This is a genomic window from Brevibacillus sp. HB1.1, assembly GCF_013332445.1.
Lineage (GTDB): Bacteria > Bacillota > Bacilli > Brevibacillales > Brevibacillaceae > Brevibacillus > Brevibacillus porteri.
This window is the reverse complement of record NZ_JABMIV010000004.1, coordinates 59,621-73,085: the sequence shown is the minus strand read 5'-3', so window position 1 is coordinate 73,085 and position 13,465 is coordinate 59,621. Positions and strand designations below refer to the sequence as shown.

Sequence of the window (13,465 nt, the reverse complement as noted above, 5' to 3'; positions counted from 1 at the left end):
AATGGAGCTAAGAGGCAAGAAAATTCTCGTCACCGGAGCGGATGGCTTTATCGGTTCTCACTTAACTGAAGAGTTAATAAGACAAGGAAATGATGTAAAGGCTTTTGTCTATTACAACTCATTTAATTCATGGGGATGGCTGGATCAGTCTCCAAAAGACATCAAAAGTAGTTTAGATGTTTTCTCAGGTGATATTCGTGATCCATATGGTGTAATGAATGCAATGAAAGGCTGCGATGTAGTTCTGCACTTAGCAGCCCTTATTGCCATCCCTTATTCGTATCATTCGCCTGAAACCTATGTAGATACAAATATTAAAGGTACTTTAAATATTCTCCAAGCAGCTCGAATGTTAAACGTGGAAAGAGTAGTACATACCTCTACAAGTGAAGTTTATGGTACTGCACGTTTCGTCCCCATTACAGAGGATCATCCGCTCCAAGGGCAATCTCCTTACTCAGCAAGTAAGATTGGCGCTGATCATATGGCACTCTCATTTTACAGTTCATTTGGTCTGCCGGTTTCTATTATTCGACCGTTTAACACATATGGACCTAGACAGTCTGCTCGTGCTGTTATTCCTTCCATTATTTCACAAATCGCGAGTGGTCTTCGTACAATTCGACTAGGGTCACTTCATCCGACTCGGGATTTTAATTATGTTAAAGATACGGTAAGAGGGTTTCTGGCTGTTGCACAATCTAATAGTTCAATAGGTGAAGTAATTAACATTGGTAGTAACTATGAAGTATCCATTGGTGAAACAGTAGAAATTATTACAGAGCTGATGGGTCAACAAATTGATATCCAGACAGATGACCAAAGAATTCGTCCCGAGAAAAGTGAAGTTGAGCGATTGTGGGCAGATAACAACAAAGCAAGAGAATTAGTTGGTTGGGAACCGGCTTATCCCGGAATTGAGGGGCTGAAGCGCGGGCTTGCGGAAACAATAGATTGGTTTACTAATCCAACGAATTTGACCCATTATAAGGCAGGTATCTACAATTTATGATGAAAACAAAATTAGTTGAATCAGTAGTAACCACCTTGAATAACGTAGTTCCTAACGAAAAAGATTATATCGCCCTTCACGAACCTTGTTTTCAAGGAAAGGAATGGGAGTATGTAAAAGAGTGCATTGATACAGGTTGGGTCTCCTCGGTAGGAAAATACGTAGACCAGTTTGAACAAATGCTCCAAGAATATACCGGAGTAAAGCGCGCTGTGGCCGTTGTGAATGGCACGGCTGCTTTGCATATCTGCTTAAAATTAGTTGGGGTCGAGTCGGGTGATGAGGTTCTGATTCCTACCCTAACCTTTATCGCAACAGCGAATGCAGTTGCATACTGTGGTGCTATTCCTCATTTTGTGGACAGTTCTGAAAAAACACTGGGAATTGATCCATATAAGCTAGAGAGATATTTGGAAGAGATTGCAGTTGTAAGAGAGGGCATTTGTTATAACCGAGTTTCGGGGAGAAGAATCAAAGCAGTTGTTCCCATGCATACATTTGGACATCCCGTTGAGTTGGATGAGCTTGTGAATGTGTGTGAACGTTTTCGGTTGGAACTAGTAGAAGATGCTGCTGAATCTTTGGGGTCATTTTACAAAGGAAGGCATACGGGTAATTGGGGAAAAGTATCTGCACTTAGTTTTAATGGGAATAAAATCATTACTACCGGTGGTGGTGGTGCAATTTTGACTAATGATGAGTCTTTAGGGCATCTAGCAAAGCATATTACCACTACGGCTAAGGTACCCCATAAATGGGCCTTTGAGCATGATCAAATTGGTTATAATTATCGAATGCCAAATATTAATGCTGCCTTAGGATGTGCTCAATTAGAGCAACTACCAAATTTTTTAACGAAAAAAAGAAAAATTGCTGAGATATATCAGAATGCTTTTAAACAGATCGAAGGAGTAACATTCTTCTGGGAACAGGATTATGTTTCAAGTAACTTTTGGCTTAATGCGATACTACTTGATGATGAGTATGCAGGTGTTCGTGATACGGTTTTGGAGAAAACGAACACTCAAGGAATTATGACGAGACCAACCTGGACTTTACTACATAAGCTGGACATGTTTAAACAGTGTCCTAGTATGCCAATAGAGACTTCAATGATGATTGAGAGACGCTTGATTAACATTCCAAGCAGTGTTGAGTTGCTATCGTGAAATGGAGGAGTCACTAGTGTCGAGAATTTTTGAAAAAGGATACGGAACAACTGAAAAAAAACTAGATAATTTCGAGAAATATATTCGTCGACAAATTATGACCAGATTCTTAGCTAGATATGAACTATTTAAAATGCAAGTAAATATAAAGGGAAATATTATAGAGTGCGGTGTTCATCATGGTGGTGGATTGATGGCGTGGGCAAAGTTATCTGCTGGTTTAGAACCATATGCATTTGATCGGAGAATTATAGGGTTCGATACATTTAACGGTTTTCCTTCCATTCATGAGAATGACCAAGGAAGTGTAAGTAGCGAGAACGGCGAAATGCGTCTCGGAGGACTGGATACTGGTTATGATGTTTTTGAAGAGTTAACAGATGTTATCGACGAATTTGATCAGAATAGATTTCTAAACCAGTTTCAAAAAGTTGAGTTGGTAAGAGGTGATGCAACTGTTACAATTCCACAATATGTGAAAGATAATCCCCACTTACTAGTAAGCTTGTTATTTTTAGATTTTGATTTATATGAGCCTACTAAAGTAGCGTTGGAACAGTTGCTCTCACGTATGCCAAAGGGCGCAATTTTAGCTTTTGACGAAATTAACAACCCATGGTGGCCGGGAGAAACTCAAGCTCTGCTAGAGATGCTTGACTTACGAAAGTATGAAATCAATCGTTTTTCATTTGAACCCAATATTTCTTATATAGTTTTATAGTGAATAGATGATTGATAGGGTGGGACTTGTTATGTTAAAGATATTGACCGAAGCGTCTGGAAGTATGTCAGCTGCTTATCTCATTAAAGCAATCCAAGAAGCTGGTCACGTTGCAGTTGCATCCGATATCGATCCTGATTGTGTTGGTCGCTATCTCACATCACAGTTTATTCAGATGCCCTCGAAGAATGCACCTGATCTATGGGAACAAACAATTGAATTACTTAAAAAACACGATATTAATATAGTCATCCCATCGTTAGATGAAACATTAATTGGATGGGCTAAGAGACAGAAAGAATTACTTGAAAAAGGAATTCATGTAATCTTATCCGAGGAAGAAACGATAAAAACATTTCAGGATAAGTACCTCACTTACCAGTTTTTTGTAAGAGCAGGTATTCCTACACCAAGCACTAGCCTCGAGCAAGAATTCCCCTTGGTTAAACCGAGAAATGGAAGGGGTGCAGTTGGAGTACGAATAGAGAATACAGCTATTAATATGGAAGGGATGATTTCTCAGGAGCTTGTTGAAGGGACAGAGTATACGGTGGATGTTTTTTGCGATCGTAATTCCGATCCAGTCTACATTGTTCCACGCTTGAGAGAAGGGGTAGCACAAGGGAAATCTACTTCAGGAATAGTGGTAAATCACCCTGATATAGAAGAATGGGTACGGAAAATATGTCGAGCTATTCCTTTTGTTGGACCAGTAAATATGCAGTGTTTTGTACAAGAGAACGGAGAAATAAAATTTATTGAAATTAATCCAAGAATTGCAGGCGGGATGGCGCTGGGCTTTGCAGCAACTGAAAATTGGATAAATGTGATAATCGATCACTTTATTGAAGGAAAGCCGATAATTACTAAACCTATAAAATATGGATTAATGATGAAGAGGTATTATGCTGAAGTCTTTGTTCCCAAATGTTGATTGGGATATTGTAGAAATTGTAGGGTTTGATATGGATGGGACACTGTATGATGAATTTAATTTTATGATTCAAGTATACATACCTATAGCCAAAAGGATTGCACTATCAACTAAAACTACAGAACAAGAAATATATAATCAATTACTGCGGCGATGGATGGAAAAAGGTAGTTCATATAATAAAATATTTGACGAAATACTAATACAGCACGATGTTGTAGAGAGCGAACGAGAAACAACTATTAATGAGTGTCTAAGGATCTTTAGAAAACATACTCCGATCCTTACATTATCTGATAGAGTTTCGTTTGTCTTGGATTATGTACAGAATAAATATGGCTTGTTTTTAATTACAGATGGTGGAGTTCAATTGCAAAAAGCAAAATTTCATTCCTTAGGACTGTCTTCGTGGTTTGAGGAAGAAAATATTGGATTTACAGGATTGTATGGAAGTGAGTACAGTAAACCTTCACCTCTAATTACAAAAAAAATCAAGATTTTAGAAGGAATCACGAATTCGAAGAAGGTCGTCTTTTTTGGCGATAGGGAAGTAGATAGAAAGTTTGCAGAAGTACTCGGTTTTCAATTTGTACAAACATATTGCCTTCAAAAAGAGGGATAACCTTATGAATAAACGTAAAGTTTTAGGAGTTACCGGTATTCGATCGGAATATGACATTATGTCATCGGTATTTAGGGCGATAGATTCTCACCCCATGTTAGATTTAGAGCTTATTGTGACAGGTGCACATTTAAGTGACGCATACGGCTTAACAGTAAATGAAATAAAACAGGATGGTTTTACAATTGCAGACGAAATTGAAAGTCTTTTAAACAGTGATCAGGCATCTTCACGAGTAAAAGGTTTGGCTATCCAACTTCAAGGGCTAGTTCAAGCTGTAAAAAGAGTAGAACCAGAATTTTTACTAGTCTTGGGAGATCGTGAAGAATCCATGACTACAGCTCTAGTTGGAGCGTATATGAATATTCCTGTAGCCCATATTGCTGGTGGTGATCGCGTAGTAGGTAACGTTGATGACCAGATTAGACATGCTGTTTCTAAACTTGCACATTTGCATTTTGTAACAAACCAAGACAGTGCTGACCGTTTAATCAAAATGGGTGAACAATCATTTCGAGTATATAATACTGGGAATCCAGGGTTGGATCGAATTAGAGAGGTTCCTCTTCTTTCAAGAGAAGAACTATCCGAAAGGCTTGGCTTTAAGATTGAAGACCAAGAACCACTTATCTTGTTAATTCAACATGTAATTTCTACAGAAATTGATGAGGCTTACTTTCAAATGAAGCAAACTTTGGAGGCCGTTAGAAAGCTAGGAATAAAGACTATTATAAGCTATCCAAACTCAGATGCAGGTAGCCAGCAACTAATTAATGCATTACAAGAATACAAAGATCTTTCTTTTATATATATGGCAAAAAATATACCGAGGTTAGAATTTATAAACATTATGAGACAAGCCGATTGCTTACTGGGTAATTCAAGCTCAGGCATTTTAGAAGCACCATTGTTAAAATTACCAGTCATTAATGTTGGAAATAGACAAAAAGGTCGATTGCATGCTGAGAATGTTCAATTTGTTCCTCATGATGTCGAGGCAATCATGGGGGCAGTTAGGAAAGCAATTCATGATACTGATTACAAAAGTTCAGTGATGAATTGTGTGAATCCGTATGGCGATGGATTCTCTTCACAAAAGATAGCAAGTATTTTAGCTGAAATTGAAATTGATGAAAAATTATTAGTAAAGGATATTACATACTGATGAGTAAAAACGTTCTGTTTATCGCTCCACATCCCGATGATGAGACTCTTGGCTGTGGTGGAACCATTTATCGTCACTTAGAACAAGGTGACCGAGTTCATTGGTTAATTGTTACAGGAATGAGTGTGGACGGAGGGTTTTCCCTTGACCGGATTGCTTCAAGGGCGAGAGAAATTGAAATTGCTGCTAGACAATATTCGTTTACATCTGTTCATAAGTTAGATCTTCCAACTACCAAACTCGATGAAATAGGTATGAGCAAAATAGTAGAGAAGATGAGCGCTGCGATGCTTTCTGTTCAGCCAGAGGTAATTTACGCTCCGTATCCTGGGGATGTCCACACGGATCACAAATTTGTTTTTGATGCAATTATTTCTTGTACAAAATGGTTTCGATATTCTTTTGTGAAGAGAATACTAGCATATGAAACTCTGTCCGAAACTGAATTTGGTTTAAATCCTGATACGAATGGTTTTAGACCTAATGTTTATGTGGATATTTCGAAATATCTGGAGAGAAAACTAGAAGTTATGCGTATTTTTGAAAGTGAAGTAGGCTCTTTTCCATTTCCAAGGAGTGAACAAACAATAAGATCTCTGGCTTACGTACGTGGTTCAACGGCAGGTGTGGAAGCTGCGGAAGCGTTTATGCTATTAAAAGAGGTCTTGTGAAGAAAGGGGAGATCTTTGTGAATAGTAATAGAACATACATTATCGCTGAAGCAGGAGTTAATCATAATGGCTCCATATCGATGGCAAAGGAACTGGTTTTTCGAGCTGCTGAAGCTGGAGCTGATGCAGTTAAGTTTCAGACATTTAAAGCAAAAAATATTATCACCAATCATGCCGAAAAAGCCGATTATCAAAAGAAGACAACAAATTCGCAAGAGACCCAACTGGAAATGGTACAAAAACTAGAATTAACTTTGGAAATGCATGAAGAGCTGTTGGGCTATTGTAAGGAATTAAATATAGAATTCTTGTCTACACCATTTGATCTAGATAGTGTAGATTTACTTACACAACACATCAGGGTTGATAAGCTTAAAATGTCGTCTGGTGAAATTACGAATGCACCACTCTTACTAAAAGCAGCGCAATCTGGGCTGCCGGTGATTCTTTCCACGGGAATGTCTCTGCTTGGAGAGATAGAAGAAGCACTTGGTGTCTTGGCTTTTGGATACGTCCAGTCGGGCAGTGCTCCTTCTTTTCAAGCATTCGAGGAGGCATATACAAGTATGGAGGGACAGCAGGCTCTCCAAAATAAAGTAACACTATTGCATTGTACAACAGAATACCCTGCTCCTCTAACCGACGTAAACTTAAGAGCGATGGACACTATGTTCGAGGCATTTGGTCTTCCTGTGGGTTTTTCCGATCACACTGAGGGTATTTCTATTCCCATTGCTGCAGTTGCTCGGGGAGCAAAAGTCATTGAGAAACATTTTACTTTGGACAAGAATTTACCTGGGCCAGACCACAAGGCTTCTATCGAACCAGATGAATTAAAGCAAATGATAGAATCGATTCGTCAAGTGGAGGAAGCATTAGGAACGAAAATTAAGAAGATGACGCAATCTGAACAAAAAAATAAACATATTGCCCGCAAGAGTTTGGTCGCAGCGTGCAGTATTCGTAAAGGGGAGACCTTTACCCCTAACAATTTAACTTCGAAACGCCCAGCGACAGGAATTTCTCCAATGTACTACTGGGATATAATTGGGAAGCAGGCAGATAAGGACTATCAGGCGGATGAAGCGATCCAATTATGAGAGGGATAATTGTTATTGGAGGCGGAGGACACGCTAAAGTTCTTATTGAGATTTTGTTATCACAGGCTAGAGAAGTAATCGGTTATACAGATTTCATTGATCATGGGGACATTTATGGGGTTCCATGTTTAGGAAATGATTCGAAGATTGAACATTATTTAGCTGAAAATATTGTACTTGTAAACGGATTAGGATCAACAGGTGACAATACGAGAAGAAAGCATTTGTATGATCTTTATAAAGAAAAAGGATACAAATTTACTAGTGTCATTCATCCAAGCGCTATTATTTCACCAAGTGTTGTAATTGATGAGGGCGTACAGATAATGGCTGGTGTTATTATTCAAGCAGATTGTTATATCGGAAGTAATTCTATAATCAATACGCGGGCTTCTGTAGACCACGATAGTAAGATAGGGAAGCACGTTCATATAGCACCCGGGGTTATTTTGTCCGGAGGGGTAGAAGTTCAAGAAGGGACGCATTTGGGAACTGGTTCCGTAGTGATACAGGGTATCCTAGTAGGGAAAGAGAGCCTGGTTGGTGCTGGTGCTGTTGTAATTAAAAACATTCCAGACAGAGTAAAGGTGGCGGGAGTTCCTGCAAAGGTTATTACAACGAGCAGCTAGAAAGGTGTGAGGACTGTTGAACTGGAGAGACCTTTTGGTATCGCCTCAAACTCCTATCATCAACACGTTGGAAATTATTGATAAAAACGCTAGGCAAATTGCACTTGTAGTAGACAATAAGGATCGGTTGCTAGGAACTGTTACAGATGGTGATATTCGGAGGGGCCTTTTAAAAGGTAGAGATCTTCAAGAGGAAATCTCAACGGTTATGAACCCTTATCCTACTGTTGCATCACCTTATGATAATCGTGAAAACATACTGGCTCTAATGAGAATTAAGCAAATTCACCAGATTCCTATTGTGGATGAAGACGGTCGAATTATACATGTGGAAATTTTAGATGAGTTACTTCGCCCAAAGAAAAAGGATAATTGGATCGTCCTTATGGCAGGTGGGTTGGGGACACGACTTCATCCATTAACATACGATTGCCCGAAGCCATTGCTGAAAGTGGGCAATAAACCAATACTTGAAACAATTTTACAAAGTTTTATTGACCAAGGCTTTCATAAGTTTTACATCTCAGTTAAATATAAAGCGGAGATGATTCAAGGGTATTTTGGTAACGGTGACCGTTGGGGTGTGACAATACGATATTTACATGAACAAGAGACTCTTGGTACTGCTGGAGCTTTAAGTTTGATACCTGAACGACCCAAGCATCCATTTATTGTTATGAACGGAGATTTGCTTACAAAAGTGCATTTTGAACAGTTGCTAGATTTTCACAAGACTTATCGAGCCTATGCAACGATGTGTGTGCGAGAGTATGATCATCAAATCCCCTATGGTGTAGTTAGACTCGATAAACAACGATTAACGAGCATTGAGGAGAAACCGATGCAACGTTTTTTTGTTAATGCTGGGATATATGTACTCGACCCTAATGTTCTAGACTACATCAAGCATAATCAGTATTTAGACATGCCAAGTCTGTTTGAAGAACTAATGCAGGAAGAGAAAAATACAATTGCATTCCCTATTCGAGAATACTGGTTAGATATTGGACGTATGACTGACTACGAAAAGGCCAACAAAGAATACATGGAGGTATTCAGTTGAAAGCGATTGTCATTGGGTTTGGATCTATCGGGATGAGACACGCTAGATTACTTGATAAACTCGGGTGCAAAGTTGCAGTTGTGAGTAGCCGTATTATCGAATGGGATTGTCACTATTTTTCACTCACGGAAGCACTACAAATAGAAGAGCCTGATTATGTAATTGTTGCCAATCGTACTTCTGAACACTATAAAACTTTACTTGAATTAAGCAGAAATGGGTTCAAGGGGACAGTTTTAGTCGAAAAACCACTATTTGATCAAGAAAATGAAGTTCCCCCTAATGATTTTCAAAATCTTTTTGTAGGGTATAATCTTCGTTTTCACCCAGGAATAAAAAAACTAAAGAGTTATTTAGAGAATGAAAAAATATTATCGTTTCACGTTTATACTGGTCAATATCTACCTCAATGGAGACCACAAATCGACTATAGGACCGCCTACTCTTCCAGGAAGGAAGATGGGGGTGGCGTTCTAAGAGATTTAAGCCACGAACTTGATTACGTAAATTGGCTCGTCGGTGGATGGGAGAGGTTAACAGCCCTAGGAGGACAGTTCAGTAGTTTAGAAATTAATAGTGATGATATATTCTCTATCTTATTGCAGACAAAGAAATGTCCTGTGGTCACAATCAATATAAATTATATGGATAGGCTTGCAAAACGATTTGTAATAGTGAATACAGAAAAAAATACGATTAAATTAGATATGATTAATAATGAAATAGTAGTTAACGATGAAAAAGAGACATTCGAAGTATCACGAGATTTTACATATATCGAACAGCATACTGCAGTTTTGAATGGGAATATGCAGGACTTATGTAGTCTAAGTGAAGCAAGTGAAGTAATGGGTATGATCAAAGCTGTCGAAGAGGCCAACATGGAGCAAAGGTGGATTAGAAAATGAAAAGAATATGTACAATTTGTGCTAGAGGAGGATCGAAAGGGGTAAAAAATAAAAACGTACGCCTTTTACTGGGTCATCCTCTTATAGCATTTAGTATCAGACAAGCGAAATTATCGGGTTTATTTGACTGTGTGGCTGTAAGTAGTGATTCAAAAGATATTTTAGAAGCTGCAAGAACATATGGAGCTGACGTCTTAATCGAACGACCGACTGAAATGGCCACTGATGAATCTGCAAAACTGCCTGCAATTCAGCATTGCGTAAAAGAAGCAGAGGCTAGATTGGGAGTATCTTTTGACATTATTGTTGATTTAGATGCAACATCACCGTTACGAGATGTTAAGGATTTAAATTCGGCAGTAGAATTATTTGAAAAGAAGAAAGGATCTAATCTTATTACCGCAGCTCCCGCAAGAAGATCTCCTTACTTCAATTTAGTAGAATTGAATTCAGAAGGTTATGTATACCTATCTAAAAAGCTTGAAAAACCTATTGTGAGAAGGCAGGACTCTCCAAAATGTTTTGACATGAATGCTTCTATATATGTATGGACCCGCAATGCTTTCTTTGAAAAACATACTGTATTTAATGATGATACATTACTGTATGAAATGCCAGAGGATCGCTCTATTGATATTGATTCAGAGATAGATTTCAAATTTGTTGAATTCTTAATGAGCCAAAAGAGGGATAGTTATGAAGCCTTATTTGTTTAAGAATTTGTTTGATTTACAGGGGAAAACTGCGGTTGTAACAGGTGGACTTGGAATTCTAGGTAAGAGAATTTGTCAAGGTTTAGCGGAATTCGGCGCAAATGTTGTTGTTGTGGATTTACATGAGAATGGTGCAATTGCGTTTGCCGAGGAGCTTACCGATGTCTACGGAGTTAAATGCTTGGGTGTTCAATGTGATGTTTCTTCGACAGAATCAGTTAAAGAGATGGTTGAGAAGACGGTTAGGACTTTTGGCGAAATTCATATTCTCCATAATAATGCCGCGAGTAAATCAAGTGATCTCGATGCTTTCTTTGCCCCGTTTGAAGAATACACATTAGATCAATGGCGAGAAATCATGGCAGTGAACATTGATGGTATGTTTTTAGTAGCGCAATCGATAGGAAAACAAATGGTTCTTCAAGGAAAAGGCGGTTCAATTATTCAAACTGCTTCAATTTATGGGATTGTTGCTCCAGATAATAGGATTTATGAAGGGTCTTATTATTTGGGCAAACAGATCAATACCCCAGCTGTTTATTCTGCATCAAAAGCCTCTGTAGTTGGTTTGACAAAGTATTTATCCAGTTATTGGGCTTCTCATGGAATTAGAGTTAATACCCTTATTCCTGGGGGAATTCAAAGTGGGCAGAATGAAACGTTTATTACAAAATATTCAAATCGCGTACCCATGGGAAGAATGGGAAGGCCAGAAGAAATTGTTGGAGCAGTGATTTACTTGGCATCTGATGCATCTAGTTATGTAACTGGACAACAATTCGTAATAGACGGTGGTTTATCGGTCTGGTAAAACTATCGGATAGAAAACTGAAAAGACTGGTGAATTCATATGAATATCCTTATTCTTGGCGATTCCCTTGCACTACCACGTCCTCATAGAATTAATAATTTTGATCCGATTCAAGATAAAGAATTAGCGGTTCATTTTAATGAGACTTACGGGTTTTTATTAGAGCAAGAATTACGATCTCAATTTACTGAAATGAATTTTTCTGTCACCAATCGTGCTCAACGATTCTCTACTATAAAAAATATTTGTGAACAATTTGGTGACCACCTTTTTTTCTTTCAACCAGATGTCATTGTTATGCAAGTAGGTATTGTTGATTGCTGGTTTAGAGAGGAACTGGGTGGAAAGCAAATAGTTGAAATTGAAGATTTTGAGCAATACTACAGGAAAATTATCTCATTAGTAGAATTGCGCCCTCAAACGAAACTAATTGTAATAGGGATCTGTAAAACTTCCTTGAAGATGGAACAACGTTATCCCGGAACATTAACACAAATATCGTTGTACAATGATATTTTAAAAACCGGCGAAAACCATAGCCAAGTATTCTTTATAGATATGGAGTCACATATTGAACCAAGCGATCCCCATGTTTACCTACTGCCAGATGACCATCATTTGAACAAGCAAGGTAATTTGTTGGTCAGCACTTTTTTACTCGATATAATCAAAGCATTCTATGAGAATATAGCAGGTTGTAACGCCTTTGAAACAGAGATAGATACAAGTTATAAGCATTTTACTCGATCTTTTGGGTATTACCCATATTATGGAGACAACCTTTATAATCTTATATACCTTTCATTTCAGATGCAAGACTTGAGAAAGACAACTGAGTATATCAAATTTGTGAGAGAAAATAAAATTAAGCATTCGCTTTTACCTCAACTTGTGGACATGATTAAGGAGCAAATTAATTGATGAAAACGATCGGGATTATTGGGCTAGGGCCGATGGGACAAAGATATGTAAATGCTGTTCAAAACATGGAAGAAATTAGAATAGCTGTAGCTGATGTGAGAGCAGACGCAGTTAAGAAAATTGAAGATTTTCAGCTAAAACAAGAGGTATCCATATATTCTAATCATTTGGACATGCTGCAAAATGAGCGGGTTGACATTTTAATCATAGCCACTAATGGGCCAAGCCATTATCCTCTTTTTTTAGATGCAAGGAAGTATGGTGTGAAGAAAGTCATTTGTGAAAAACCAATTGCAATATCAATATCCCAGGCTAAAGATATGGTAAACAAATCTGAGGCAGAGGGGATGATGCTTGCAGTAAATCATGGGAGAAGATGGTCCAAAGATTATATTGCGTTACGGGATAAAATAAGAAACGAAGTTATTGGTCCAGTAGAAAGCGTGATGTTTTCAATGGGCGGCGGTCAATTGGGATGCAATGGTACTCATTTTATTGATCTGGTGAGCTTTTTATTAGATCAGAAAGTGGTACAAGTATGCGGCTTCCTAAATGATGAAAACATACCCAATCCACGAGGAGCACAATTTAAAGATCCTGGCGGTTATGCGATCTTCCATCTTAGTTCAGGAACACGCATGTTCTTTGAAATGACTGATGATTTGGGAATTCCCCCGTTACTTATAATAAATGGTAAATACGGGCGAATTATTATTAATGAATTAAAACGGTTATACACGATTGAAGCGAGAGAAAAGCAAGATCAAGAGTTATCAGTGACTAGGTATGGAACTCCATTAAAATTAATGGAAGAATGTAATCTTGAGCTTGATATTATTACCTTAAGTCGTGATCTAGTAATGAGCTTACTAAGGGACGAGCTTCCTGCTAATCCGCTACATGCTGTTGAGGCATTAGAGGTGGTTATTGGAATACATTTCTCCCACGAAACGGGAAATAAAATGATTGAGCTTCCTCTTACTGATAAAGAATACTCAAACAAAATGTTTTCGTTTACTTAAGGGA

At 38.1% G+C, this 13,465-nt stretch carries 15 protein-coding genes; all 15 read left to right on the top strand.

Annotated elements, in window-relative coordinates:
• Window position 1 precedes the first annotated feature (1 nt).
• The 15 genes from HPY27_RS12935 to HPY27_RS12865 are packed head-to-tail and all read left to right on the top strand — an operon-like array spanning window position 2 to window position 13,461.
• Window positions 2-1,012 (top strand): NAD-dependent 4,6-dehydratase LegB, encoded by a 1,011-nt coding sequence (locus tag HPY27_RS12935; protein ID WP_174225180.1) that lies wholly within the window; start codon window positions 2-4, stop codon window positions 1,010-1,012.
• Window positions 1,009-2,181 carry a LegC family aminotransferase gene (locus tag HPY27_RS12930; RefSeq protein WP_174225179.1) on the top strand — a complete coding sequence of 391 codons (1,173 nt, stop codon included), beginning with the start codon at window positions 1,009-1,011 and terminating at the stop codon, window positions 2,179-2,181. The genes HPY27_RS12935 and HPY27_RS12930 overlap by 4 nt, the downstream gene beginning before the upstream one ends.
• 16 nt (window positions 2,182-2,197) lie before the next feature.
• Complete coding sequence (locus HPY27_RS12925; RefSeq protein ID WP_174225178.1) at window positions 2,198-2,902, top strand: TylF/MycF/NovP-related O-methyltransferase; 705 nt, start codon at window positions 2,198-2,200, stop codon at window positions 2,900-2,902.
• A gap of 31 nt (window positions 2,903-2,933) precedes the next feature.
• Window positions 2,934-3,836, top strand: coding sequence for an ATP-grasp domain-containing protein (locus HPY27_RS12920; protein ID WP_174225177.1), 903 nt, complete (start codon window positions 2,934-2,936; stop codon window positions 3,834-3,836).
• Entirely contained in the window at window positions 3,808-4,458 is a 651-nt protein-coding gene (locus tag HPY27_RS12915; RefSeq protein ID WP_174225176.1) for an HAD family hydrolase, read from the top strand. The genes HPY27_RS12920 and HPY27_RS12915 overlap by 29 nt, the downstream gene beginning before the upstream one ends.
• 4 nt (window positions 4,459-4,462) lie before the next feature.
• Entirely contained in the window at window positions 4,463-5,623 is a 1,161-nt protein-coding gene (gene neuC, locus HPY27_RS12910) for a UDP-N-acetylglucosamine 2-epimerase (protein WP_174225175.1), read from the top strand.
• Window positions 5,623-6,294 (top strand): PIG-L deacetylase family protein, encoded by a 672-nt coding sequence (locus tag HPY27_RS12905; RefSeq protein WP_174225174.1) that lies wholly within the window; start codon window positions 5,623-5,625, stop codon window positions 6,292-6,294. Before neuC ends, HPY27_RS12905 begins: the two co-directional genes overlap by 1 nt.
• A 17-nt stretch (window positions 6,295-6,311) precedes the next feature.
• Complete coding sequence (gene neuB, locus HPY27_RS12900) at window positions 6,312-7,394, top strand: N-acetylneuraminate synthase (RefSeq protein ID WP_174225173.1); 1,083 nt, start codon at window positions 6,312-6,314, stop codon at window positions 7,392-7,394.
• Entirely contained in the window at window positions 7,391-8,023 is a 633-nt protein-coding gene (locus tag HPY27_RS12895; RefSeq protein WP_174225172.1) for an acetyltransferase, read from the top strand. Before neuB ends, HPY27_RS12895 begins: the two co-directional genes overlap by 4 nt.
• Window positions 8,024-8,036: 13 nt before the next feature.
• Window positions 8,037-9,086, top strand: a complete 1,050-nt coding sequence (locus tag HPY27_RS12890) for a nucleotidyltransferase family protein (protein WP_174225316.1) — start codon at window positions 8,037-8,039, stop codon at window positions 9,084-9,086.
• Complete coding sequence (locus tag HPY27_RS12885) at window positions 9,083-9,994, top strand: Gfo/Idh/MocA family protein (RefSeq protein ID WP_174225171.1); 912 nt, start codon at window positions 9,083-9,085, stop codon at window positions 9,992-9,994. The genes HPY27_RS12890 and HPY27_RS12885 overlap by 4 nt, the downstream gene beginning before the upstream one ends.
• On the top strand, window positions 9,991-10,710 hold the full coding sequence (locus HPY27_RS12880; RefSeq protein WP_174225170.1) for an acylneuraminate cytidylyltransferase family protein: 720 nt from the start codon (window positions 9,991-9,993) through the stop codon (window positions 10,708-10,710). The genes HPY27_RS12885 and HPY27_RS12880 overlap by 4 nt, the downstream gene beginning before the upstream one ends.
• Complete coding sequence (locus tag HPY27_RS12875; RefSeq protein WP_174225169.1) at window positions 10,691-11,518, top strand: SDR family oxidoreductase; 828 nt, start codon at window positions 10,691-10,693, stop codon at window positions 11,516-11,518. The genes HPY27_RS12880 and HPY27_RS12875 overlap by 20 nt, the downstream gene beginning before the upstream one ends.
• A 39-nt stretch (window positions 11,519-11,557) precedes the next feature.
• A complete protein-coding gene (locus HPY27_RS12870; RefSeq protein WP_174225168.1) occupies window positions 11,558-12,439 on the top strand; it encodes an SGNH/GDSL hydrolase family protein in 882 nt (293 codons plus the stop codon).
• Window positions 12,439-13,461, top strand: coding sequence for a Gfo/Idh/MocA family protein (locus HPY27_RS12865; RefSeq protein ID WP_174225167.1), 1,023 nt, complete (start codon window positions 12,439-12,441; stop codon window positions 13,459-13,461). The genes HPY27_RS12870 and HPY27_RS12865 overlap by 1 nt, the downstream gene beginning before the upstream one ends.
• Window positions 13,462-13,465 lie beyond the last annotated feature (4 nt).